The following is a 22997-nucleotide window of genomic DNA, read 5'->3' as shown; positions in this document are numbered from 1 at the left end:
AACTTGCCACAATCAGATGCATACTTCCAAAATATATCAGGATAAAAATAGGAATAGGTCTTTACCTATTCCTATTCTATATTAAGAAGTTGTTGTAATTTTTCAATTTGAAAACCAGCAACAACTTCTCCATCAATTACAACCGTCGGAGTTGAATAAGAATCATAGTCATATAAAAGACGATTGCGAGCAGCGGCGTCTTTTTTTACGTCAAACTCTTCGTATACAACGTTATTATGCTTTAAAAATTCTTTCACAATAACACATGGCGGACAATCAGGTTGTGTGTAAACCTCAATTTTTTTCATTGCAATTCCTCCTTTTTACTGTTTTTTATTATATTCTTCCAGTATAAAAATCGCAATAAAGAAGGGAAAAGATGTTCTTTCTGTTTTTTCCTTCGTATTTCGACAAATTTTTAGTTGAGTTTCTGGCCAATAACCTTTATCCTAGAGTGTGGAACATTTTTTCTGTTATGACGGATAGAATGAGTATAGCTGTAAAACCTATTGGTAGGAAGATCAGAGAAAGGAGAGATTTCATGTCTCTACTCCAAGGAATTTTAACTCGACTTGTTAGTCTACAAGAACAAGCTGAAAGCGGTGAAGTAGCACAACGCTATTTTGAAGTGAACGGTGAGCGCAAATGTAGCGTGAAATTTTTCGATAAAAGTGAAATGTATGAGTTAGAAGTGTATCAACAAGGTGAAAAACCTCAAGTGTATCAATTCGATAATATCGACATGGTTGCAATTGAGATTTACGATATCATTTCTTGATACATATAAAAAAGGTGTTGCCATAGGGCAACACCTTTTTTAGTTCTATTACTTTTAGTATATATGTATAAGGATTTTTCATTTTTCCTACAATGGTAATAAAGTGAAAGTGTAATTAGTAGGGTTTCTTCGTCCTATACAGCTTATTATCCATCACCAATTGAGGACGGATAGTAAATAGCGGGATGAAAATAGTGAGGAGGTGTGTTATATGGAACGTTTACCAGTTGTGATTTGTCCTAATTGTCACAATTCTGCTGAGATTATTCATGTACTAACGGCTCAATCGAATCAAAACGTAATTTATACGTGCCAAGTTTGCCATTATGTAATTCGGAATATTGAAACGAATAAAGGATAGGGAGTTATAATTTTTGTTTTTGTCCCATACAATGAGAATACGAAAAGTCTGTCTAATTGAAAGGACGTGACTATGTGGCCGGTGAACATAAATTTTATAATGTTTCAGAGAGGCATTTAAATTTTGATATGGTCTTTACCCGTATTTGTAACTTCATTGAAAAGGATCCGCGAAATTTATATCGTTTATCCATTGGGACAGACTCACAAGCACATCAAAAGGATACGAGGTTTATTACAGCAATTCATATTCATCGCGTTGGAAAAGGAGCCTGGGGGTGTTTACACCATCAATCAGTAAAAGATAAGCCAGCAACTTTACGTGAGAAAATATATTTAGAGACGCAGTTTAGTCAAGAAATCGCATGCCTATTTACTCCAAATCATATACAAACAATATGGGATTTATTGCATCCATATGCTCAAGATGGGGCTGGTTTTATAATGGAGATTCACTTAGATATCGGAAATGATGGTTTAACAAAAGAATTTATTCTAGATATGACAGCGAAAATTCAAGCGATGGGATTAACTGCAAAAATTAAGCCAGATGCTTATGCGGCGTTTAGTTATGCGAATCGATATACGAAATAAAAACAATTTATATATTTCTCCCACTAAAAACTGAATATTACATCTATTAAATAGGCTGAAAATTTTATATAATAATGGTAACGATGTGAGTATAAGGAGAGGGGTATATGAAAAGGGATTTTGTTTTAACGGAAGAAGAGGAAAGTTTGTTACTAGATATTTTATTTCAGCAAAATTATGCGAGTGAAATTTTAGCTGTGGAACTTACAGATATCGAGAATGGTTTAAAAAAGACAGACGTGATGCAATATAAAAAAATCACAAGGTTATTTTACAGATTAAAAAATAAAGGGTATTAAGCGCTACCGAAATGGTAGTCTTTTTTTGTGTTATATGCTAAAATAGCTGTGTAATTTTGTTTTTTACTGAAAGAATGTAAGGACAGAATAATAATATGAAAACGCTGTCATAAAATGTGAATAGAGCCGGTGATTATAAGCAGGAAAAAGGGAAAATGGGGGATGTAATATGATTAGTATTCCAAAAGACGAGTTTCAACAAATTTTTGTAAAAGATTTAATGATTTCATCAGAAAAAGTAGCACACGTTCAAATAGGGAATGGTTTAGAGCATGCTTTACTCGTACTTGTGAAATCTGGATATTCGGCGATACCTGTTTTGGACCCGATGTACAAATTGCACGGGTTAATTAGTACTGCTATGATTTTAGACGGTATGTTAGGGCTAGAACGCATTGAGTTTGAAAGACTTGAAGAGATGAAAGTAGAGCAAGTAATGAAGAAAGATATTCCGGTTCTTAAGTTAGAAGATTCGTTTGCAAAAGCATTAGAAATGACTATTGATCATCCATTTATTTGCGCTGTCAATGAAGATGGGTATTTTGAGGGGATTTTAACACGTCGAGCGATTTTAAAATTGTTGAATAAAAAAGTAAGGCAACATAATCGATAATGTGAGAAAAGTGACTTCATAGAACCGAAGAAGTCACTTTTTTTTCGTGCATATCAGTTGTGTATGTATTATATTTAAAAAGATAAAAAATATAAGCGTATGTAGTTAAATTACGGATGAAAAGCTTATTGAGATAAGGTGTATGGAAGCTAAGGAAAGAGGGAGAAAGTTGCAAATTGATGATTTTCAAATGATGGTTGTGTTAGCACAGGAATCAAATATGAGAAAAGCGGCGGAACGTTTATTTGTTTCACAACCTGCGCTTAGTCAACGATTACAATCTATGGAGAAACAATGGGGAATGAAGTTTTTTATTCGCTCGCAAAAAGGATTGACAATTACACCTGAAGGGGAAAAAGTTGCAAATTACGCAAAAGAAATGCTACAAAGGGAAGAGGATATTAAAAGTGAACTAGCTGTTTTTAGAACAGAAACTCACGGGACGTTAAAAATAGCTGTCGCATCAGTTATTGGTCAATATTGGCTTCCTCCTGTTTTGAAGAAGTTTGTACATAAATATCCTTCTGTAAAAATATCGCTGTTTACTGGCTGGAGTAGTGAGGTGCAAAAGCAATTTTATGAAGGAGACGTGCATGTTGCTATATTGAGAGGAACACAAGAATATAAAGGCCAGAAGCAACAATTATTTGAAGATGAACTTTATTTAGTGGATAAAGAAATAAAAGATATTTCGATGTTAAAAGAAACAAATAGACCATTTATTCAATTTAAAAGTGATTCGACTTATTATGGACAAATACAAAATTGGTGGTATGGTTTATTTTCTAATCCACCTAAGAGAACGATTGTCGTTGATCAAATTGAGACTTGCAAACAACTCGTTTTAAATGGTATAGGTTATGCTCTTTTACCTTCTACTGTTCTAAAAGAAGTACAGGAAAATATGTATAAAACACCTGTCCAATTAACGAGAGAAACATGGTTATTGACGAGTGAATCAGCTAGACAATTGAAGCAAGTACAAGCATTTTTAGAAATTATAGAAGAAATTCAAATGGAAAAATAGGATTATTATCTTGCTACTCGCCCTATCGTTTGGTAGAGTAACATTATAAATGGATTTAGGAGGCAACAAGAATGAAAATGATGGACGCTAACGAAATTATTTCGTTTATTCAAAAAAGTGAAAAGAAAACTCCTGTAAAGGTATACATAAAAGGGGATTTAAAAGAAGTAACATTCCCTGAAACGGTACAAGCATTTGTAAATAAAAAGTCTGGTGTATTATTTGGAGAATGGTCTGAAATTAAGACAATTCTAGATGAAAATAGCAAGTACATTGTTGATTACGTTGTTGAAAATGACCGTCGTAATTCTGCAATTCCAATGCTTGATTTAAAAGGTATTAAAGCTCGTATTGAGCCAGGTGCGATTATTCGTGACCACGTTGAAATCGGCGACAACGCTGTTATTATGATGAATGCAACAATTAATATCGGTGCTGTAATTGGTGAAGGGTCTATGATCGACATGAACGCGGTACTTGGTGGACGTGCAACTGTTGGTAAGAACTGTCACGTAGGTGCAGGCGCAGTACTTGCAGGTGTTATTGAGCCACCTTCAGCAAAACCAGTTATCGTTGAAGACGATGTTGTTATTGGTGCTAACGTAGTTGTGTTAGAGGGAGTTACAGTAGGTAAAGGTGCAGTTGTAGCAGCAGGAGCTGTTGTAACAGAAGATGTACCTCCATATACAGTTGTAGCAGGTACTCCAGCACGTGTAATTAAAGAGATTGATGAGAAGACAAAAGCAAAAACTGAAATTAAACAGGAACTTCGTCAATTAAACCCAGAGAAATAAAAACAAAAAAGCGTAAGAGCATAAACAGGCTCTTACGCTTTTTATAGATAGAGGTGCAAAAATGGTAGTAAGCAAATTCGTTCAAATTCGTAGAGACTTACATAAAATACCGGAAATTGGATTTAAAGAGTGGAAAACACAACAGTATATTTTAGATTACATAGGAACGCTTTCGAATGAACATGTGGAAGTGAAAGTGTGGAGAACAGGTGTTATTGTTAAAGTAAAGGGAAGGAATCCAGAAAAAGTTATAGGTTATCGCGCAGATATAGACGGTTTACCAATTACAGAGGAAACTGGATATGAGTTCGCTTCTGTTCATGAAGGAATGATGCATGCATGTGGACATGACTTACATACGACAATCGGTTTAGGCCTCCTAACAGCAGCTGTAACAGAAAGAATAGATGATGACCTTGTATTTCTATTCCAACCAGCTGAAGAAGGGCCTGGAGGGGCTCTTCCTATGTTAGAGAGTGAAGAGTTAAAAGAATGGAAGCCAAATATTATTCTCGGCCTTCATATTGCACCTGAATACCCTGTAGGGACAATTGCTACAAAAGAGGGGCTATTATTTGCAAATACATCAGAGTTATATATTGATTTAAAGGGGAAAGGTGGACATGCAGCTTATCCTCATACTGCAAATGATATGATTGTCGCAGCTAGTCACCTTGTTACACAGCTTCAGTCTGTTATTAGTCGTAATGTAAACCCACTTGATAGTGCAGTAATTACAATCGGAAAAATAACAGGCGGTACAGTTCAAAATATCATAGCAGAAAAGTCTCGATTAGAGGGAACGATCCGAACGTTATCAGTGGAATCGATGAGCCGTGTTAAAAGTAGGATTGAGGCAATTGTTGCAGGTATAGAAGCTTCCTTCCAATGTGAAGCCGTTATTGACTACGGAGCGATGTATCATCAAGTATACAATCATGAAGCATTAACGAGAGAGTTTATGCAATTTGTAAGTGAACAAACTGATATGAAAGTAATTACATGTACTGAGGCAATGACAGGTGAAGATTTTGGTTATATGCTTCAAGAGATTCCTGGATTTATGTTTTGGCTTGGGGTAAATTCAGAATATGGTTTACATCATGCAAAATTAAAGCCAGATGAAGAGGCTATTGAGAAAGCTATCGTATTTTTAGATCAATATGTAAAATGGAAGGGAACTAGAAAGTAAATTTGCTCGCCAACTTGGTGGGTATTCGTTAGTTCCAAGGTGAAAACATCTTTCATATTTGTTTTGAATACACATCGGCATACAAATGGATAAAATAATGAGCAGTGGTTTTGAGCCGCTGCTCATTATTCATTATCGCTTATTGAGAAGATGATTAGTTAACTAGCTTATATATGTTTACAATTCGTGTGGAAAGTGTGTAAAATCAAGGTGAAACGTAGAAAAAAGGGTGGGGAATTACGTGCAGATTAGCAGTGCGATTTTATGTTTTGTTTTATATACATATGTTATTATTGCGGCGGTTTATTTTGGGATAAGTTTTTATGCCTACCGTTTAGCGAATAATAATGAATATGAAGAGACATACAACTGGGTGAAAAGGTATTTATCACCTGTACTAGAAATTATGAATGGGTTTGTTCTTTTTTTATTTATTGGATTAATTGCTTTTTCAACGAGCTTAGTAGGAAATAAGACTACATTATTTGTACTAGGTATCATTATTTTTATGCTATTAGGAATTCGTATTGGTAATACGGTATTTTGGAATGAGAGAAAAGTAGATGGTTGGACGGGAATGCTAATACCGTGTATGCTAGCTGCTATCGTGACGAATATAGAACATGAATATTATCAGTTGCATTTTTGGCTCATAATTGTTTTAACAATTCTCTCTGTGTTGTATATAAGTACTGTCGTGCTAACATACATTGCAAATGAAAAGGGAGATGTAAAAGGTACGCATTTCTTTAGAGGGCGTGCATTGTTATGGAGTGTGCCAACGATGGCGGTTATAGCAATTATTGCGATATTAGTAAATGGGTATCAATTTACGAATTGGCAACTGTTTTTAGAAAATTGGTGGATTTTCATTCTTTCGTTTATCGCTTTTTTAGGTGCAACGCATTATTTATTTCATCAACACCATTATATATTGGCATTGCTATTCGCATTCACACAACTATTATTTGCTTTCTTCGGACAAGAAACGTTATTATTCGTTTTTGAAACGTTTAGTTCATTTGGAAACATATTTGTATTTGGTATGTTAATTTTCAGTATCGTATTTTATTTACAACAGTATTTTTATATGCAAAAACAAAAATAAAGAATGATATACAGGTTTTTGTAGCAAATCTAAAGTATGTTACAATAAAAATACATAGTATTCGATGTTATTGGAGGAATTCCTGTGGGTGAAAAAGAGAAAGAATTTGCTGTCATTGGGCTTGGGCGTTTTGGTGGAAGTATTTGTCGAGAACTTGCTCAATTAGGTATGGAAGTAATGGCAATTGACTCAGATGAGGATAAAATTAATGAGTTTGCAAATATAGCTTCACATGCTGTAATTGCAGATTCAACAGATGAGATGGTATTAAAAAGTCTTGGTATTCGTAATTTTGATCATGTAGTCGTTGCGATTGGGGACAATTTGAATTCAAGTATTTTAACAACGTTAATTCTGAAAGAGTTAGGTGTAAAAAATATTACTGTAAAAGCTCAAAATGATTACCATGAAAAAGTATTAAGTAAAATAGGAGCAGATCACATTGTGCACCCAGAGCGTGATATGGGAAAAAGGATTGCTAATAATATTGCATCAAGTAATGTATTAGACTATCTTGAGCTTTCAGATGAGCATAGTATTGTAGAGATTATTGCAAATAAAAAAATCGATGGTCATTCTTTAATCGAATTAGATATTCGTGCGAAGTTTGGATTGAATATTGTAGCGATTAAACGTGGTAAAGAAGTTATTGTATCTCCTCGAGCTACGGAAAACATTCAAGCGGGAGATATATTAATTGTAATTGGTCATGACGATGAAGTAGATCGTTTCAAGCACTTTTTAAGATAAGAGAAAAGGACAATACCATAAAGGTATTGTCCTTTTTCTTATATCTCCATAATGATTGGTAAAATCATTGGGCGACGTTTCGTTTTCTCATATAGGAATGGTGCTAATGTATCTGTAATTTCATTTTTAATTTCAGACCATTGCGTTGTTTTACGTTCCATTACTTTTTCTAAATGAGTTGTAATTAATGTTTGAGCATCATTAATTAAATCACTACTTTCGCGCATATAAACGAAACCACGTGAGATAATATCAGGCCCTGCTGCAACTTTAAATTCTTTCATATCAATGCTTACAACGACAATAACAAGTCCTTCTTCAGAAAGGATACGACGATCGCGTAATACGATATTACCGATATCTCCAATACCATTTCCGTCAATATAAACAGATCCAGATGGTATTTTACCAGCTACACTTGCTTCATCTGAACGTAAGGCAAGAACATCACCATTATCCATAATGAAACAGTTTTCTTCTGGAATACCACAATCATTTGCTAATTTCATATGCATACGTTGCATACGATATTCACCATGAATTGGCATGAAATACTTCGGTTTAATTAGACGAAGCATTAGTTTTTGTTCTTCTTGTCCACCGTGTCCACTCGTGTGAATGTTTGACAGTTTTCCGTGGATTACATCAGCACCAGCACGGTACAACATATTAATTGTACGGCTTACACTAATTGTATTACCAGGGATTGGTGAAGAAGAGAACACAACTGTGTCGCCAGGAATAATTTGAATTTGACGATGGGTACCATTAGCAATACGTGAAAGTGCTGCCATTGGCTCCCCTTGACTACCTGTACATAAAATAACAACTTTATTAGCCGGTAGACGATTTAATTGAGATGCATCTATGAATGTATCTTTCGGACAGCGAATATAACCGAGGTTTTGTCCGATTTCAATCGCTGCCTCCATACTTCGGCCAAATACAGCCACTTTACGATTGTTTTCAACAGCCGCTTCAACGACTTGTTGCAAGCGATGGATATTTGATGCAAAGGTTGCGAAGATAATACGACCTTCTACTTTGCGGAAAATATCTTGAATACTATCACCAACACGGCGCTCAGACATTGTAAAGTTTGGAACTTCACTGTTTGTACTGTCAGATAAGAGACAAAGTACACCGTCTTTTCCGATTTCAGCCATTTTTGTTAAGTCCGCTGGTTCACCAACTGGTGTGAAGTCAAATTTGAAATCTCCAGTATGAACCACTTGTCCTTGAGGTGTTTTCACAACAACTCCGTATGAATCTGGGATACTGTGAGTTGTACGGAAGAAGGAAACAGATGTCTTTTTAAATTTAATAACATCATCTTCTTGAATTTCATAAAGTTTTGCTTTACGAAGTAATCCGTGCTCTTCTAATTTGTTTTTGATTAGTGCAATTGCTAATTTTCCACCATAAATCGGAATGTTCACTTGACGTAATAAGTAAGGAATTCCACCAATATGATCTTCGTGACCATGTGTAATGAATAATCCTTTAATTTTATCTTCGTTTCGCACAAAATAAGTGTAATCTGGTATTACATAATCGATTCCGAGGAGTTCGTCTTCTGGAAATTTAATTCCAGCGTCAATTATAATAATTTCATCTTGAAATTGAACAGCATATGTATTTTTACCGATTTCACCAAGGCCACCTAAAGCAAAAACGGCTGCTTGATCATTCTTTAGAAATTTCATATGACTATACGATTTCCGCTAATGTTAAATCAGCGTTTTCTTTTTCATATTCAAGATGATTGCCAGTCACAGACTGAACGAATTCGATATTATATGCGAACTTATTTAATTTTGTACGAACATCCTTCTCAGACGTAGCCTCTAAATATAAAACTTTTGTATTTTCACGTACTGGAACCTCAGTCATTTTTTCTTGATAAAATACTTTAAAAATCATTTGGAAAACCTCTCCTTGTCTATGTTTTGCATTATCTGTTACTTATTATAAAGCAAACAGTCACGATTTTCATGTTTTTTCGAATGAGAATGAAGAAAAAGCCCGAAATGGGCATAATTTAAGCGATCGTCTTTTTACGGACTAGATCTTTTAAATAACGCTTCAGCTTTTTCTTCAGCTTCTTCAGCATGATTACTCCTTCCTTTCCTTATTTTAAACATGCATATTACTAGTGAAAACGCCGTCTCTGATATAAGAAAGAGGACAAAAGTGAATGTTGAATCTTGTCTTTTCTCATACAGAGAAAGTTATTCTATAGTAACGATTAGTAGCCGTTAGTTATAGCTATAGTATGAGAAAGAATAGAAAAGAAAATTCATACGAACAAGTATCCACATTTTTTACTAATATATATATGCAGGTTTCATAAATAAGGTCAGAAAGTGAACGCTTTCTTCACAGATGTTTAATATGTTATACTTTTTTTTAGTATTTGAAAAGCGATAATCAAAATAGGAATATAGAGTAACAGAAAGGATTTTGACAAATGAATGATAAAATTGTCTTTTTTGATATTGATGGAACATTATTAGATCATGATAAAAAGATTCCGCAATCTACGCGAGACGCAGTAAGGCAGTTACAAGAAAAAGGCGTGCATGTAGCAATTGCGACAGGACGTGCGCCATTTATGTTCGAAGATATTCGTAAGGAACTTAATATCCACAATTATGTTAGCTTTAATGGACAGTACGTTGTATTTGAAGATGAGGTAGTATTTAATAACCCATTACATCCAGCTGCTCTACATAAGTTTACTCAGTTTGCAAAACAAGAAGGATATCCACTTGTATATCTTGATCATCAAGAAATGAGAGCATCAGTGGAATATCATGATTATGTGAAAGAAGGGTTTGGCAGTTTACATTTTGAGCATCCGGCATATGAACCTGATTTTTATGAGAAGCGTAATATTTATCAAACACTTCTTTTCTGTGAAGTAAATGAAGAAGAAAAGTTTATAAATCAGTACCCAGACTTTCATTTTATTCGCTGGCATGCGTATTCAATGGATATTATTCCAAATGGTGGTTCTAAGGCAAAAGGGATTGAGAAATTCATTGAAAAGCTAGGATTTAACCGTGAACAAGTGTATGCATTTGGGGATGGCTTAAATGATTTAGAAATGATTGAAGCAGTTGGGACAGGTATTGTGATGGGGAATGGTCATGAAGACTTGAAAAAACTTGCAAATCATGTGACAAAGGATGTTAGTGAAGACGGTATATATCATGGTTTAAAATGGGCTGGATTGCTATAAGTGAATATGGAATCTATTTCATATAGTAAAAAGGCGGAAGAGTATATTCCGCCTTTTTTACTATCGCTCTAGAGGTTTTGAATCGTCAGGAGCGGCAAATGGATTTTCTTTATTAATGTGATCATAGAACATAACACCATTTAAATGGTCAATTTCATGTTGAAATACAATTGCTGGTAACCCTTTTAAACGTAACTTTACTTCTTCGCCGTTAATAGAAGTTGCTTTCACTGTAATTCTTGTATAACGAGGGACATAACCAGGTACTTCACGGTCTACTGATAGACAGCCTTCACCACTTTGTAAATATGTACGTTCAACAGAATGGCTAATGATTTTTGGATTAAATAATGCATGACTATATAACGTACCGTCCGTATCTGCTACATGAACCGCAATCATTCTTTTTGAAATACCGATTTGCGGAGCCGCTAATCCGATTCCAGGGCGTAAACTATATTTTTCAGCCATTTCAGGATCTTGGCTATTTATTACAAATTCAATCATTTCCTTAAGAGTATTTGTATCTTCTTCGCTCGCTGGTAGTACTACCTCTTCTGCAACGTTTCGCAAAATAGGATCTCCTTCGCGAATTACATCTTTCATTGTAAGCATATGTAATCTCTCCTTTCCTTTTTAGTCTACCAAAGGAGATGGAAAAAGTCATCGGCAAGTAAGGGGAAGATAGATCGGTTATGTAGGAATAAAAAGAAAGAGACGGCAGAGCCGTCTCTTTCTTTCCATAGTTGTTTCATTTTACATTAGCGAATGCAAGCAGCACCAACGATAATTAAAAGAATAAACAACACAACGATTAAGGCGAAGCCGCGTCCAGACCCACCACAAGAACCGCCATAACCGTAGGAAGGATATGAACAAGTTGGATAGCAATATGAATATCCGTACATGAGATGACCTCCTTTATCATTTCCCGCTAATACTGCGGTTACTATAATGTATGGAGGGAAGAGTAGAAATGTATGGGTAATTACCTATAAAAGGAAGAAGAGTTTGTATATTTTTGCTAAGAAGAGAGAAAAACTAAAGGGAATTAAATCGTTTACATATTATTCTAAGAGAAAAAACAAGTTAAAAAGGGAATAATATAACAGTAGGTTAATGCTTACTAATACAGATGTGAAAAATAAAAACACGTTTGTGTAGGAGAAACCTGCAGATTATTTATAAAAAAACGTATTCAAAGTAATTGACATCGTAATTAGAATAGTTGTAAACTAAAAAACGTGATCAAGATTGTATTAATATGTTTCTGAAAAAACATTAGTACAGATTGTTAGGTACACAAAATTATTCTCAACCGACAAATAAATTTGTTGGTTTACATTGTTGCGGTTTCCATCTAGCTAATAGATAGTGAAAGCGTTTCAGAATATGGTTCAAGAGAGGAAGAGGTGAACGGAATGGGTACTAAAACAAAAAAGACCCTATTTAATGTTGATGAGCAAATGAAAGCTATCGCAGCTCAATTTGAAACATTACAAATTTTAAATGAAAAAGGCGAAGTTGTGAATGAAGCAGCTATGCCTGAATTATCTGATGATCAATTAAAAGAATTAATGCGCCGTATGGTGTATACTCGCGTACTAGATCAACGTTCTATTTCTTTAAACCGTCAAGGACGTTTAGGTTTCTACGCACCAACAGCTGGACAAGAGGCTTCTCAATTAGCAAGTCATTTCGCACTTGAAGCAGAAGATTTCATCTTACCAGGATATCGTGATGTGCCACAATTAGTATGGCACGGTTTACCATTATACCAAGCATTCTTATTCTCTCGTGGACATTTCATGGGTAACCAAATGCCTGAGAACGTAAATGCACTTGCTCCACAAATCATCATCGGTGCGCAAATCATCCAAACTGCTGGTGTTGCGTTAGGTATGAAATTACGTGGTAAAAAATCTGTTGCAATTACTTACACTGGTGACGGTGGTGCTTCACAAGGTGACTTCTACGAAGGTATGAACTTTGCGGGTGCATTCAAAGCTCCAGCAATCTTCGTTGTACAAAACAACCGTTATGCAATCTCTACTCCAGTAGAAAAGCAATCTGCAGCTAAAACTGTAGCACAAAAAGCAGTAGCAGCAGGTATTTACGGAATTCAAGTAGACGGTATGGATCCATTAGCTGTATACGCAGCAACTGCTTTCGCTCGTGAGCGTGCAGTAAATGGTGAAGGTCCTACTTTAATCGAGACTTTAACATTCCGTTACGGTCCACATACAATGGCTGGTGATGACCCAACTCGTTACCGTACAAAAGATATCGAGAACGAATGGGAACAAAAAGATCCAATCGTACGCTTCCGTGCATTCTTAGAAAACAAAGGCCTATGGTCTCAAGAAGTTGAAGAGAAAGTAATCGAAGAAGCAAAAGAAGATATCAAACAAGCAATTGCTAAGGCTGACCAAGCTCCAAAACAAAAAGTTACTGATTTAATGGAAATCATGTACGAAAAAATGCCTTACAACTTAGCTGAACAATATGAAATTTACAAAGAAAAGGAGTCGAAGTAAGCCATGGCTCAAATGACAATGATTCAAGCAATCACTGATGCTTTACGCGTTGAAATGAAAAATGACCCTAACGTACTTGTGTTTGGTGAAGACGTTGGTGTAAACGGCGGTGTATTCCGTGCTACTGAAGGTTTACAAGCTGAATTCGGTGAAGACCGTGTAATGGATACTCCACTTGCAGAGTCTGGTATTGGTGGACTTGCAGTTGGACTTGCACTTGAAGGATTCCGTCCAGTTCCAGAAATCCAATTCTTCGGTTTCGTTTATGAAGTAATGGATTCAATTTCTGGTCAATTAGCTCGTATGCGTTACCGTTCTGGTGGACGTTGGACTGCTCCAGTAACAGTTCGTTCTCCATTCGGTGGTGGTGTTCATACTCCTGAACTACATGCTGATAGCTTAGAAGGTTTAGTGGCTCAACAACCTGGTCTAAAAGTTGTTATTCCATCTACTCCATACGATGCAAAAGGTCTTTTAATCTCTGCGATTCGTGACAACGATCCAGTTATCTACTTAGAGCATATGAAATTGTACCGTTCATTCCGTCAAGATGTACCAGAAGGTGAATACACAATTGATTTAGGCAAAGCTGACATCAAACGTGAAGGTACAGATGTATCTGTTATCGCTTACGGTGCTATGGTTCACGCTGCATTAAAAGCTGCTGAAGAACTTGAAAAAGAAGGTATCTCTTTAGAAGTTGTTGACTTACGTACAGTTCAACCATTAGATATCGAAACAATCATCGCTTCTGTTGAAAAAACAGGCCGCGTAGTTGTAGTTCAAGAAGCTCAAAAACAAGCTGGTATTGCAGCTAACGTTGTAGCGGAAATTAACGACCGTGCAATTTTAAACTTAGAAGCTCCAGTTGTACGTGTTGCAGCTGCTGATACAGTATTCCCATTCTCTCAAGCTGAGAGCGTATGGTTACCAAACCATAAAGATATTGTTGAAGCTGTTAACAAAGTAATGAACTTCTAATTTTTACTTATTCATGTGCAAAAGAAATCAGCACATGCTGATTTCTTTTGCCATATTCCATAATAAAGAAATGAATCAGGGGGCTGAATTCCGTGGCATTTGAATTTAAACTACCAGATATCGGTGAAGGTATCCACGAAGGTGAAATCGTAAAATGGTTTATTAAACCAGGCGACGAAGTAAACGAAGACGACGTACTTCTTGAAGTACAAAATGATAAAGCAGTAGTAGAAATTCCTTCTCCTGTTAAAGGTAAAGTACTTGAAGTACTTGTAGAAGAAGGTACGGTTGCAGTAGTTGGAGATACATTAATTAAATTTGATGCTCCTGGATACGAAAACCTTAAATTTAAAGGCGACGATCATGACGAAGCTCCTAAAGCTGAAGAAGCAAAAGAAGAAGCTCCTAAAGCTGAAGCTACTCCAGCAGCAACTGCAGAAGTAGTAAATGAGCGCGTAATCGCTATGCCATCTGTTCGTAAATATGCTCGTGAAAACGGCGTAGACATTCATAAAGTAGCTGGTTCTGGTAAGAACGGTCGTATCGTAAAAGCTGACATCGATGCATTTGCAAATGGTGGACAAGCAGTAGCAGCAACTGAGGCTCCAGCAGCAGTAGAAGCTACTCCAGCAGCAGCGAAAGAAGAAGCACCAAAAGCACAACCAATCCCAGCTGGTGAATATCCAGAAACTCGTGAGAAAATGAGTGGTATCCGTAAAGCAATTGCGAAAGCAATGGTTAACTCTAAACATACAGCTCCTCACGTAACATTAATGGATGAAGTAGATGTAACTGAACTTGTTGCTCATCGTAAGAAGTTCAAAGCTGTGGCAGCTGACAAAGGTATTAAATTAACTTACCTTCCATACGTTGTTAAAGCTTTAACATCTGCATTACGTGAATACCCAATGTTAAACACTTCTTTAGATGATGCTTCTCAAGAAGTAGTTCATAAACATTACTTCAACATCGGTATCGCAGCTGATACAGACAAAGGTCTATTAGTACCAGTTGTTAAAGATACAGATCGCAAGTCTATCTTCACAATTTCTAACGAGATCAATGATCTTGCTGGTAAAGCACGTGAAGGTCGTTTAGCTCCTGCTGAAATGAAAGGCGCTTCTTGCACAATTACAAACATTGGTTCTGCAGGTGGACAATGGTTCACTCCAGTTATCAACCACCCAGAAGTAGCCATCCTTGGTATCGGCCGTATCGCTGAGAAACCAGTTGTGAAAAACGGTGAGATCGTTGCAGCTCCAGTATTAGCATTATCTCTAAGCTTTGACCATCGTTTAATTGACGGCGCAACTGCTCAAAAAGCATTAAACCAAATTAAACGTCTATTGAATGACCCACAATTATTAGTAATGGAGGCGTAATAACAATGGTAGTAGGAGATTTCCCAATTGAATTAGATACAGTCGTTGTTGGTGCAGGTCCTGGTGGATACGTTGCGGCAATTCGTGCAGCACAATTAGGTCAAAAGGTAGCGATTATTGAAAAAGCTAACCTTGGTGGCGTATGCTTAAACGTTGGATGTATTCCTTCAAAAGCGTTAATCAATGCAGGTCATCGTTATGAGAATGCAATGCATTCTGATGACATGGGTATCACTGCAGAGAACGTAAAAGTTGACTTTACAAAAGTTCAAGAATGGAAAAACGGCGTAGTTAAGAAATTAACTGGCGGTGTTGAAGGCCTTCTTAAAGGTAACAAAGTTGAAATCATTCGCGGTGAAGCTTACTTCGTAGATGCTAACACATTACGCGTAATGACTGAAGATGCAGCTCAAACTTATACGTTTAAAAATGCTGTTCTTGCAACTGGTTCTACACCAATCGAAATTCCAGGATTCAAATACTCTAAACGTGTTATCAACTCTACAGGTGCTTTAAGCTTACCTGAAATTCCTAAAAAACTTGTTGTAATCGGCGGCGGTTACATCGGTATGGAATTAGGTACTGCATATGCTAACTTCGGTACAGAAGTTACTGTAGTAGAAGCTGGCGACGAAATCTTAGCTGGTTTCGAAAAAGCTATGAGCTCTGTTGTTAAACGTGCTCTACAGAAAAAAGGTAACGTAACAATCCATACAAAAGCTATGGCTAAAGGCGTTGAAGAAACAGAAACTGGCGTAAAAGTTAGCTTCGAAGTTAAAGGTGAAATCCAAACTGTAGAAGCAGATTACGTATTAGTAACTGTAGGTCGTCGTCCAAACACTCAAGAAATCGGTCTTGAGCAAGTTGGAGTTAAAATGACTGACCGCGGCATCATCGAAATCGATGAGCAATGTCGTACAAATGTACCAAACATCTATGCAATCGGTGATATCGTTCCTGGACCACCATTAGCTCACAAAGCTTCTTACGAAGGTAAAGTAGCTGTAGAAGCAATTAGTGGCCATGCGTCAGCTATCGATTACATCGGAATTCCTGCAGTATGCTTCACTGATCCAGAATTAGCATCTGTTGGTTACACTAAGAAACAAGCTGAAGAAGCTGGAATGACTGTAACTGTATCTAAGTTCCCATTCGCTGCTAACGGTCGTGCATTATCATTAAACAGCACTGACGGTTTCTTACAACTTGTAACACGTAAAGAAGATGGTCTTCTTGTAGGTGCTCAAGTTGCAGGTGCAGGCGCTTCTGATATTATTTCTGAGATTGGTTTAGCTATCGAAGCTGGAATGACAGCAGAAGATATCGCTCAAACAATCCACGCTCACCCAACATTAGGTGAAATCACAATGGAAGCAGCTGAAGTTGCTCTTGGAATGCCAATTCACATTGTAAAATAATTTAAGTAATGAAAATAGCCCATCTCTTATTTAAAGAGATGGGCTATTTTTTATTTTATAATAAAAGTGGCTTGCAAGGTCTTTATACGTACTTGTCGAATGAATATATAATAATTTAATTGAATTGTTAAAACATATATAAATCCAAAAGCCATATATATGCTTTCGTGTAATATGTAATTGATTCAAACTTAATACCATATATTAATAAAATAGAGCATGTCAAAGGAGAAGGTTCCATGAGAATATTACATGTTATATTTTATCATTTTTTATTATGGAGTGGTTTTTCCGTTGTATTATCATTGTCAAATGGTGATAAGTTGCATTATAAAGTTATTCTATTTTTTGTATTTCTTTATTTAGCATATGTGATCGCATATTTTGTATTGCAAATTAGAAAGCAGGCATTATTCCTTACGTGTTCAAATTGCATACTTTTCTTAATTATATTTTCTATTTTTTAAATTAACGTTTATAGAAATACATTGTTCTTCCATTAAATAATTTTAACTCTCCTTCTAATTTCTTCGCTAGAAAACGGCAAAATTCATTTGCTTTTCCTTTATCACCAAATGTTGCATTAGGTGGTAAAGAAACTTGAATATAAGTTTGTTCCTTTTCTATACCGACACCAACATAAATGGAGTCATATCGATCGTGAGTAGATTGTAGTTTGAATGTTGTTGCTGATGTATCTAAAATTTCATACGGAAAAGCGGTATTTGTATAAGCGTAATTAATTTGAACACCGGTTTTGGAAGTAACTGTTTTATAATAATGAAAAAGTTGTTTTATATCATCTATTGAAACAGATTGTTGATTGGATTTAGGTACAAGCGTAATAAAGGCATGTTGCATATAAGTTCCCCCTAACTTAGTAGAATACTCTCATTCTACATCCTACTGAATTTTTTGACAATTAAAAGGAGTATTCCTTTTTTTGTTTAATATACTAATGAAAGGTGATGTAGAAAGGTGGAAACCGATGTTTGAAAAATTGTATGATGAGCATGAAAGTGTGAAGGTACGATTTTTGGGGTTTATGACACATGATACTCGTTATGATTTTGGTGTTATTTATACAAATATGTTTTTTGGAAAGCCACTTATTGTTTGCATGCAAACAGGAAGGTCTACTTTACTTGGACGAGATGATGTAGAGAATGTTCAACATTTACAGGAAGTGTTCAAATTAGGCTCAGAAGAGGAAGCAGCTGAGTTATCTCAGTTTTTCTCATTTCTAGTTCCATCTACATCTTTGCATGCGGAATACGAAGAATAAATAATGTAAAACAGTCGTACGTATAAATATGGCTGTTTTTTTATTTGAATATCGCATACTAATTTAAATTTAAAATATTTAATGTGTTATACTAAAAACCTATTGACGTAAAAAGTATAACATATTAAAATAAAGACAGAAAGTTAAGCGGTTACAAAAAGTTTTTGGGATTATAAACTTAGGGGGAAATGAAAAATGGGAACAATCGTATGTCAAGATTGTGAAGGTACAATTGCACACTTCGAGGATGAGAAAGTAACAGTACTTTACGGGAAATGTGGATCTTGCGGATGTGATCACACAGAGCATACAAAAGCCCAATAATTGATAGGAAATGGACAGCTGAAAGTTTTTAGGACCATAAACTTAGGGGGAAATGAAAAATGGGAACAATCGTATGCCAAGTATGTGAAGGAACAATCGGACATTTTGAAGATGAAAAAACGACAGTGCTTTACGGAAAATGCGGAACAAATTGTGACTGTGCTAGTAGAGATAATGCGAAAGCTTAATGATAAATAAATAGATTACTATTAAAAATCAGGGGGAAATGAAAAATGGGAACAATCGTATGCCAAGTATGTGAAGGAACAATCGGACATTTTGAAGATGAAAAATCAATAGTACTATACGGGAAATGTGGATCTCATTGCGACTGTGACCATAAAGAACATTCAAAAGCTTAAATAAAAAAAGCGCCTACATATGTAGGTGCTTTTTTTAATAAACTGTAGTTGTGTTGCCAACTGTTGCAACAATTGCATCATCTCTAATCGGAATAAATCCTATGGATGTCTGTGGTGTGCTAGGAGAAGCATGGTAGCTCATGAGACGGCTATCAATACGGGTAATAGTATCGGTTAAGAAAGCGGAAATGAAAGCGTAAGGGACTCGTCGCTCATTTAATGCGTATATAATTTCTTCTTTTGTTTTTACACCTACGCCATGCCCATAAAAAAAGAAATTTCCTAGATAGATAGTATTTTCTCCTTGCCACTCGATTGTAGCTGGATTCACTTGTGGATTTTTAAAGTAAACGAGATCACCTGGGACAAGATCGCCAGCTGTCTTTGTTATGAGCTTTAAATCTTGATCGTAGTCCCACGTATAAAGTAAAAGGTTTGCAAAGAGACGGTTGAAAGTTTCTTCCTCATATAATGCTAGTAAAGCTTTGTAAAAAATAATGATCATAGCGGTGGCACATTCAGTTCCATATAGTTTTCCGTTTTTGAAAATATCTTGTATGGCAATGGAAGGGGGTATGTTTGGAAGGAGCTCGAATCCTCCAAGAGATGTTCTTTTCCAATACTGAGGGTTACAAAAAGATTGTTGAAATGTACGAAACTGAAAACCACTTTGAAAAAGTTCTAATGCAGAAGTAATAATATTAACACGCAAATTTAGATCAAAGCTGAGTTCACCAGATGTTCGGAAGGAATAGATTTCTTGATTTCCTGCCATTATAGATAAAATTTGTTGTTTCTCATTTGCAAATGGCTCATATTCATTTGTGATATAAGGATGTACAATAGAACGGCCTATTACAATCATAATAGTATCCCCACCTATACGTTACATTACATAATATCGTATGAGAAAAGGCCAAAAGGGTGAAAGAAAAGCCTATCAACTGATAGGCTTGTACTCTTTAATCACGCGTAATGTTTGTAATGTCATATCTTCAGGACCTTGTACAGGTAAACCTGCTTCTAAGTTTTTACGAATATAATCTAAGTTATCTTGTGTAATAATTTCCCCCGGAGTAAAGATTGGAATCCCTGGCGGATAAACCATAACGAAATCAGCTATAATACGACCTGCTGCATTTTCAAATGGGATGACTTCTGTTTCCGAATAAAAAGCATCTCGAGGAGAAAGTGCTAACACAGGTATTTCTGGAATTTCTACTTGCACTTGAACACCTTTATCAGCTTTATTTTTAAATGTTGCTGATAAATCTTGTAATGCCGCAATAAGTGTATTCGTTTCACTTTCTGTATCCCCAAAAGTGACAAGACATAGTATGTTGTATAAATCTGAGAGTTCTACTTCAATGTTATATTGCTCTCTAAGCCATACTTCAGCCTGATGGCCTGTAATACCTAAATCTTTTACAGATACAATTATCTTTGTAGGATCATAGTTAAAAGTAGCATCCGTACCTAGCATTTCTTTCCCTGGACAGTAAAGATGTTCAATATCATTTATAGCATTACGAACTTGTTCCGCTAATTGTATTGTTTGTTCTATGAGCGCCTTTCCTTCTGTAGCAAGACGTTTTCTAGCAACATCTAGGGAGGCTAACAAGATGTAAGACGTTGATGTAGTCGTAAGCATGCTAATAATAGATTGAACATGTTTTACGTTCACAAGGCCTTCTTTTACATTAAGAATAGAACTTTGTGTTAAAGATCCACCTAACTTGTGAACACTCGTTGCTGCCATATCTGCACCGGCTTGCATCGCTGACATCGGCAGTTCATCGTGAAAATGAATATGAACACCATGAGCCTCATCAACGAGTACAGGGATATCGTAAGAATGTGCTAATTGTACAATCTGTTCTAAGTCCGCAGCAAAGCCAAAGTATGTTGGATTAATAACAAGTAAGCCTTTCGCATCTGAGTGCTCTTCAAGTGCTTTTTTGACAGATTGGATTGTGATTCCATGTGAAATACCAAGTTTTGGATCGATTTCAGGATGCATGAAAATAGGTTTTGCACCTGAGAAAATAATAGCTGACATTACTGATTTATGCACGTTTCGTGGCACTAGTATTTTGTCACCAGGACCGCAAACGCTCATCACCATTGTCATTATTGCGCCACTTGTACCTTGAATAGAAAAGAAAGTATGATCCGCACCAAATGCAGCGGCTGCTAAATCTTGTGCTTCTTTAATCATACCTTTTGGATGATGTAAATCATCGAGCGGCGCAATGTTAATTAAATCAATTGCTAATGCATTATGCCCAATAAATTCGCGAAATTCAGGATCCATGCCTTGCCCTTTTTTATGACCTGGAATATGGAATTGAATTGGATTTCGCTTACTGTGCTCAACTAAAGCGGTAAACAATGGTGTTTCGTATTGGGACAATCTATACACCCCTTCTTTTTTTTATATTTATTAGAGTTTGTTTTATATAATCTTGTTCTAAAAAAGTTAAGTTCTTTTTTAGAATGAGACTTGTTTTTCTGCCATTCACAAAAGCTTTTTTGAGATGGGAGCTTCACTTTATTTCCTATAAAACAAAAGCATTATATCACCAATAATTATAGATGTATAGCAAAAAATATTTTTACGGTGAGTATGTTAAATAGTAGCTGCCTACTAACTTCTAGTGGAAGGCAATTCCATTAAAATGAATAAATAGTGTATAATGCAAAGTGACTATAGTGAAGTAGAAAAAATCACTTTAAGATAGCGTATTGAAATAAGAAGAAATGATAAATGAGGTGCGAAATGGAATATCAATATCCGTTAGATTATGATTGGTCAAATGAGGAAATGGTTACAATTGTGAAGTTTTATGAAGCGATTGAGAAAGCATATGAAAAAGGAATTGTAAGAGAAGAATTAATGGGTTTATATCGTCGTTTTAAAGAGATTGTTCCATCGAAAGCAGAAGAAAAGAAAATTGATAAAGAGTTTCAAGAAGTAAGTGGATATTCTATATACCGTGCGATTCAGAAGGCTAAAGAAATTGAAGAAGAAAAGCTTGTGAAAATGTAAAAAATATTTTGAAAAATAAAAACTGAAGTGATATAATGTGATAACAACTAAAAACGGACAATATAAATTGTCCGTTTTCTACTATCGATTACAAAGTGCATATAAAGGAAGGAGTGATTGCATCGTAGATTCAATCTTAGCAAGGAATTGTTCGTTGGTCATTGCTGAAAACTCCTCTGGTGATATATGAATACCAACTAATAATTCTGCTTTTTTTACAGTAGCTAGACGTTCAATCATCTTTTGTAAATCATTTGTTTCAAGTGTTTTATGTAATTTTACACTTGGTTTAGTATGGTCAATGGACCAAACGAAGTCATTTGGAATATTTGTTTTTAAATCATTTATATGTTCTAAGAAGGCGTGAGCCGTCTCCACTTTTTGTGGACACTCATAGATTAAACCAAAGTATATGAAGGCATGAGTACCCCATAATCCAATTTGGAAATGTGGTAGCATTTTATATCCGCGTTTATTTGTTGAAAAAGCAACCCAAGTATCGTTTGGTGGATTGACTTTGCGACGTGCGTGTTTTGCTACATGATAAAAAAAGTTCTCATCAGTTTGTTTGGATAAATACGCTGCAAACTGTTCCCCTAAAGCTTCTAGCTTAGGATGAATGTTCGTTTTAATTGCACTCATTCGTTCTTCGAGACCATCAACTGTAAAGACCTCAAAATCAGTTGATTTGAATGTTTGTAGTGTCATGATTGTTCCTCCAACTCCTATTTTGCTTTTATTTTAGCATAGCTTGTACTATTCATAAAAAAAACAGCACAAAAAAATTTAAATAAAAAAATATAATTTTGTTGCATAGATGATTTATCCAACATAGTATAGTATAAAACAAAAAAGTCAGAAAATTGAATTAATTCTAGTCCGAGGGCAGACGAATATTGG

The 22997-nt window shown here is 35.6% G+C and carries 30 protein-coding genes; 21 read left to right on the top strand and 9 right to left on the bottom strand.

Translation table 11 applies throughout. The annotated features are described in order from the left end of the window. Positions 1-71 precede the first annotated feature (71 nt). Positions 72-308: a glutaredoxin family protein gene (locus tag PDQ33_RS08600; RefSeq protein WP_000717880.1), complete on the bottom strand. Its 237-nt coding sequence runs from the start codon at positions 306-308 to the stop codon at positions 72-74. Between the two features lie 233 nt (positions 309-541). On the opposite strand from PDQ33_RS08600, the gene PDQ33_RS08595 reads away from it, so the two are divergent. The 10 genes from PDQ33_RS08595 to PDQ33_RS08550 all read left to right on the top strand — a co-directional run bounded on the left by PDQ33_RS08595 (position 542) and on the right by PDQ33_RS08550 (position 7515). Then, positions 542-778: a YkuJ family protein gene (locus PDQ33_RS08595; protein ID WP_000055151.1), complete on the top strand. Its 237-nt coding sequence runs from the start codon at positions 542-544 to the stop codon at positions 776-778. A 211-nt stretch (positions 779-989) separates the two neighbouring features. Continuing rightward, positions 990-1139 carry a hypothetical protein gene (locus PDQ33_RS08590; protein ID WP_000440537.1) on the top strand — a complete coding sequence of 50 codons (150 nt, stop codon included), beginning with the start codon at positions 990-992 and terminating at the stop codon, positions 1137-1139. Between the two features lie 74 nt (positions 1140-1213). Continuing rightward, entirely contained in the window at positions 1214-1732 is a 519-nt protein-coding gene (locus PDQ33_RS08585) for a ribonuclease H-like YkuK family protein (protein WP_000896650.1), read from the top strand. 107 nt (positions 1733-1839) lie between these two features. Then, positions 1840-2031, top strand: coding sequence for an antirepressor AbbA (gene abbA / locus PDQ33_RS08580; protein ID WP_000817428.1), 192 nt, complete (start codon positions 1840-1842; stop codon positions 2029-2031). Positions 2032-2200: 169 nt separating this feature from the next. Continuing rightward, positions 2201-2644 (top strand): cyclic-di-AMP-binding protein CbpB, encoded by a 444-nt coding sequence (cbpB, locus tag PDQ33_RS08575; RefSeq protein WP_000623568.1) that lies wholly within the window; start codon positions 2201-2203, stop codon positions 2642-2644. A gap of 142 nt (positions 2645-2786) precedes the next feature. Then, complete coding sequence (locus PDQ33_RS08570) at positions 2787-3671, top strand: LysR family transcriptional regulator (RefSeq protein WP_001984809.1); 885 nt, start codon at positions 2787-2789, stop codon at positions 3669-3671. A 71-nt stretch (positions 3672-3742) separates the two neighbouring features. Further along, positions 3743-4465 (top strand): 2,3,4,5-tetrahydropyridine-2,6-dicarboxylate N-acetyltransferase, encoded by a 723-nt coding sequence (gene dapD, locus PDQ33_RS08565; protein ID WP_000783248.1) that lies wholly within the window; start codon positions 3743-3745, stop codon positions 4463-4465. 61 nt (positions 4466-4526) lie between these two features. Further along, entirely contained in the window at positions 4527-5657 is a 1131-nt protein-coding gene (locus PDQ33_RS08560) for an N-acetyldiaminopimelate deacetylase (protein ID WP_270755334.1), read from the top strand. Between the two features lie 241 nt (positions 5658-5898). After that, positions 5899-6765 carry a hypothetical protein gene (locus PDQ33_RS08555; protein ID WP_061132256.1) on the top strand — a complete coding sequence of 289 codons (867 nt, stop codon included), beginning with the start codon at positions 5899-5901 and terminating at the stop codon, positions 6763-6765. A gap of 84 nt (positions 6766-6849) precedes the next feature. Then, positions 6850-7515, top strand: coding sequence for a potassium channel family protein (locus tag PDQ33_RS08550; protein ID WP_000504032.1), 666 nt, complete (start codon positions 6850-6852; stop codon positions 7513-7515). 38 nt (positions 7516-7553) lie between these two features. Here the strand turns inward: PDQ33_RS08550 and rnjA are convergent, their stop codons facing one another. After that, positions 7554-9221 carry a ribonuclease J1 gene (gene rnjA, locus PDQ33_RS08545; RefSeq protein ID WP_000670368.1) on the bottom strand — a complete coding sequence of 556 codons (1668 nt, stop codon included), beginning with the start codon at positions 9219-9221 and terminating at the stop codon, positions 7554-7556. A 4-nt stretch (positions 9222-9225) separates the two neighbouring features. Then, a complete protein-coding gene (locus PDQ33_RS08540; protein WP_000576444.1) occupies positions 9226-9438 on the bottom strand; it encodes a DNA-dependent RNA polymerase subunit epsilon in 213 nt (70 codons plus the stop codon). A 547-nt stretch (positions 9439-9985) separates the two neighbouring features. Between PDQ33_RS08540 and PDQ33_RS08535 the strand changes: the two genes are divergently transcribed. Continuing rightward, complete coding sequence (locus tag PDQ33_RS08535) at positions 9986-10759, top strand: Cof-type HAD-IIB family hydrolase (protein WP_000998288.1); 774 nt, start codon at positions 9986-9988, stop codon at positions 10757-10759. 60 nt (positions 10760-10819) lie between these two features. On the opposite strand, the gene def is transcribed toward PDQ33_RS08535, so the two are convergent. Both def and PDQ33_RS08525 read right to left on the bottom strand, forming a co-directional pair. After that, the gene (gene def / locus PDQ33_RS08530) at positions 10820-11374 is read right to left on the bottom strand and encodes a peptide deformylase (protein ID WP_061132257.1); all 555 of its coding nucleotides are present in this window, start codon (positions 11372-11374) and stop codon (positions 10820-10822) included. A 146-nt stretch (positions 11375-11520) separates the two neighbouring features. Further along, a complete protein-coding gene (locus PDQ33_RS08525; protein WP_000274562.1) occupies positions 11521-11667 on the bottom strand; it encodes a YjcZ family sporulation protein in 147 nt (48 codons plus the stop codon). 513 nt (positions 11668-12180) lie between these two features. Between PDQ33_RS08525 and pdhA the strand changes: the two genes are divergently transcribed. The 5 genes from pdhA (at position 12181) to PDQ33_RS08500 (ending at position 17544) form a co-directional block, all read left to right on the top strand. Then, positions 12181-13296: a pyruvate dehydrogenase E1 component subunit alpha gene (pdhA, locus tag PDQ33_RS08520; RefSeq protein ID WP_000536893.1), complete on the top strand. Its 1116-nt coding sequence runs from the start codon at positions 12181-12183 to the stop codon at positions 13294-13296. A 3-nt stretch (positions 13297-13299) separates the two neighbouring features. Beyond that, positions 13300-14277, top strand: a complete 978-nt coding sequence (gene pdhB, locus PDQ33_RS08515) for a pyruvate dehydrogenase complex E1 component subunit beta (RefSeq protein WP_000068166.1) — start codon at positions 13300-13302, stop codon at positions 14275-14277. 92 nt (positions 14278-14369) lie between these two features. Continuing rightward, on the top strand, positions 14370-15659 hold the full coding sequence (gene pdhC / locus PDQ33_RS08510; protein WP_000863427.1) for a pyruvate dehydrogenase complex dihydrolipoyllysine-residue acetyltransferase: 1290 nt from the start codon (positions 14370-14372) through the stop codon (positions 15657-15659). Between the two features lie 5 nt (positions 15660-15664). Beyond that, entirely contained in the window at positions 15665-17077 is a 1413-nt protein-coding gene (gene lpdA / locus PDQ33_RS08505) for a dihydrolipoyl dehydrogenase (RefSeq protein WP_000260111.1), read from the top strand. Positions 17078-17316: 239 nt separating this feature from the next. Then, entirely contained in the window at positions 17317-17544 is a 228-nt protein-coding gene (locus PDQ33_RS08500; protein ID WP_001221351.1) for a hypothetical protein, read from the top strand. 1 nt (position 17545) lies between these two features. Here the strand turns inward: PDQ33_RS08500 and PDQ33_RS08495 are convergent, their stop codons facing one another. Then, the gene (locus tag PDQ33_RS08495; protein ID WP_001163309.1) at positions 17546-17938 is read right to left on the bottom strand and encodes a DUF1885 family protein; all 393 of its coding nucleotides are present in this window, start codon (positions 17936-17938) and stop codon (positions 17546-17548) included. 127 nt (positions 17939-18065) lie between these two features. Here PDQ33_RS08495 and PDQ33_RS08490 point away from each other — a divergent pair, with 127 nt between their 5' ends. The 4 genes from PDQ33_RS08490 (at position 18066) to PDQ33_RS08475 (ending at position 19048) form a co-directional block, all read left to right on the top strand. After that, positions 18066-18362: a DUF3055 domain-containing protein gene (locus tag PDQ33_RS08490; protein WP_033688489.1), complete on the top strand. Its 297-nt coding sequence runs from the start codon at positions 18066-18068 to the stop codon at positions 18360-18362. 195 nt (positions 18363-18557) lie between these two features. Continuing rightward, positions 18558-18686 (top strand): GapA-binding peptide SR1P, encoded by a 129-nt coding sequence (locus PDQ33_RS08485; RefSeq protein WP_000536778.1) that lies wholly within the window; start codon positions 18558-18560, stop codon positions 18684-18686. 59 nt (positions 18687-18745) lie between these two features. After that, the gene (locus PDQ33_RS08480) at positions 18746-18874 is read left to right on the top strand and encodes a GapA-binding peptide SR1P (RefSeq protein WP_000536805.1); all 129 of its coding nucleotides are present in this window, start codon (positions 18746-18748) and stop codon (positions 18872-18874) included. A gap of 45 nt (positions 18875-18919) precedes the next feature. Next, positions 18920-19048 carry a GapA-binding peptide SR1P gene (locus PDQ33_RS08475; RefSeq protein ID WP_270755330.1) on the top strand — a complete coding sequence of 43 codons (129 nt, stop codon included), beginning with the start codon at positions 18920-18922 and terminating at the stop codon, positions 19046-19048. Positions 19049-19082: 34 nt separating this feature from the next. Here PDQ33_RS08475 and PDQ33_RS08470 read toward each other — a convergent pair whose 3' ends face one another. After that, positions 19083-19913: a protein-glutamine gamma-glutamyltransferase gene (locus PDQ33_RS08470; RefSeq protein WP_270755328.1), complete on the bottom strand. Its 831-nt coding sequence runs from the start codon at positions 19911-19913 to the stop codon at positions 19083-19085. A 75-nt stretch (positions 19914-19988) separates the two neighbouring features. Then, positions 19989-21461, bottom strand: a complete 1473-nt coding sequence (gene speA, locus PDQ33_RS08465) for an arginine decarboxylase (protein ID WP_000084881.1) — start codon at positions 21459-21461, stop codon at positions 19989-19991. A gap of 366 nt (positions 21462-21827) precedes the next feature. Between speA and PDQ33_RS08460 the strand changes: the two genes are divergently transcribed. Then, entirely contained in the window at positions 21828-22097 is a 270-nt protein-coding gene (locus PDQ33_RS08460) for a UPF0223 family protein (protein ID WP_000456556.1), read from the top strand. An 81-nt stretch (positions 22098-22178) separates the two neighbouring features. Here PDQ33_RS08460 and PDQ33_RS08455 read toward each other — a convergent pair whose 3' ends face one another. Then, on the bottom strand, positions 22179-22805 hold the full coding sequence (locus PDQ33_RS08455) for a YktB family protein (RefSeq protein ID WP_000175082.1): 627 nt from the start codon (positions 22803-22805) through the stop codon (positions 22179-22181). Between the last annotated feature and the right edge of the window lie 192 nt (positions 22806-22997).

Source organism: Bacillus cereus group sp. Bc031 (assembly GCF_027716265.1).
In the GTDB taxonomy this organism is placed as follows: Bacteria; Bacillota; Bacilli; order Bacillales; family Bacillaceae_G; genus Bacillus_A; species Bacillus_A paranthracis.
The sequence above is the reverse complement of the archived record's forward strand: the minus strand, read 5'-3'. Positions and strand labels throughout refer to the sequence as shown.

Excerpts from the sequence above, each read along its gene's own strand:
- def (WP_061132257.1), bottom strand. The coding sequence starts at position 11,374 with ATGCTTACAATGAAAGATGTAATTCGCGAAGGAGATCCTATTTTGCGA.
- PDQ33_RS08570 (WP_001984809.1), top strand. The coding sequence starts at position 2,787 with ATGGAAGCTAAGGAAAGAGGGAGAAAGTTGCAAATTGATGATTTTCAA.
- PDQ33_RS08460 (WP_000456556.1), top strand. The coding sequence starts at position 21,828 with ATGGAATATCAATATCCGTTAGATTATGATTGGTCAAATGAGGAAATG.
- PDQ33_RS08535 (WP_000998288.1), top strand. The coding sequence starts at position 9,986 with ATGAATGATAAAATTGTCTTTTTTGATATTGATGGAACATTATTAGAT.
- PDQ33_RS08485 (WP_000536778.1), top strand. The coding sequence starts at position 18,558 with ATGGGAACAATCGTATGTCAAGATTGTGAAGGTACAATTGCACACTTC.
- PDQ33_RS08590 (WP_000440537.1), top strand. The coding sequence starts at position 990 with ATGGAACGTTTACCAGTTGTGATTTGTCCTAATTGTCACAATTCTGCT.
- PDQ33_RS08540 (WP_000576444.1), bottom strand. The coding sequence starts at position 9,438 with ATGATTTTTAAAGTATTTTATCAAGAAAAAATGACTGAGGTTCCAGTA.
- PDQ33_RS08500 (WP_001221351.1), top strand. The coding sequence starts at position 17,317 with ATGAGAATATTACATGTTATATTTTATCATTTTTTATTATGGAGTGGT.
- PDQ33_RS08475 (WP_270755330.1), top strand. The coding sequence starts at position 18,920 with ATGGGAACAATCGTATGCCAAGTATGTGAAGGAACAATCGGACATTTT.
- PDQ33_RS08525 (WP_000274562.1), bottom strand. The coding sequence starts at position 11,667 with ATGTACGGATATTCATATTGCTATCCAACTTGTTCATATCCTTCCTAC.
- PDQ33_RS08560 (WP_270755334.1), top strand. The coding sequence starts at position 4,527 with ATGGTAGTAAGCAAATTCGTTCAAATTCGTAGAGACTTACATAAAATA.
- PDQ33_RS08470 (WP_270755328.1), bottom strand. The coding sequence starts at position 19,913 with ATGATTGTAATAGGCCGTTCTATTGTACATCCTTATATCACAAATGAA.
- cbpB (WP_000623568.1), top strand. The coding sequence starts at position 2,201 with ATGATTAGTATTCCAAAAGACGAGTTTCAACAAATTTTTGTAAAAGAT.
- rnjA (WP_000670368.1), bottom strand. The coding sequence starts at position 9,221 with ATGAAATTTCTAAAGAATGATCAAGCAGCCGTTTTTGCTTTAGGTGGC.
- lpdA (WP_000260111.1), top strand. The coding sequence starts at position 15,665 with ATGGTAGTAGGAGATTTCCCAATTGAATTAGATACAGTCGTTGTTGGT.
- pdhB (WP_000068166.1), top strand. The coding sequence starts at position 13,300 with ATGGCTCAAATGACAATGATTCAAGCAATCACTGATGCTTTACGCGTT.
- PDQ33_RS08455 (WP_000175082.1), bottom strand. The coding sequence starts at position 22,805 with ATGACACTACAAACATTCAAATCAACTGATTTTGAGGTCTTTACAGTT.
- abbA (WP_000817428.1), top strand. The coding sequence starts at position 1,840 with ATGAAAAGGGATTTTGTTTTAACGGAAGAAGAGGAAAGTTTGTTACTA.
- PDQ33_RS08495 (WP_001163309.1), bottom strand. The coding sequence starts at position 17,938 with ATGCAACATGCCTTTATTACGCTTGTACCTAAATCCAATCAACAATCT.
- PDQ33_RS08595 (WP_000055151.1), top strand. The coding sequence starts at position 542 with ATGTCTCTACTCCAAGGAATTTTAACTCGACTTGTTAGTCTACAAGAA.
- pdhA (WP_000536893.1), top strand. The coding sequence starts at position 12,181 with ATGGGTACTAAAACAAAAAAGACCCTATTTAATGTTGATGAGCAAATG.
- PDQ33_RS08480 (WP_000536805.1), top strand. The coding sequence starts at position 18,746 with ATGGGAACAATCGTATGCCAAGTATGTGAAGGAACAATCGGACATTTT.
- PDQ33_RS08600 (WP_000717880.1), bottom strand. The coding sequence starts at position 308 with ATGAAAAAAATTGAGGTTTACACACAACCTGATTGTCCGCCATGTGTT.
- PDQ33_RS08490 (WP_033688489.1), top strand. The coding sequence starts at position 18,066 with ATGTTTGAAAAATTGTATGATGAGCATGAAAGTGTGAAGGTACGATTT.
- dapD (WP_000783248.1), top strand. The coding sequence starts at position 3,743 with ATGAAAATGATGGACGCTAACGAAATTATTTCGTTTATTCAAAAAAGT.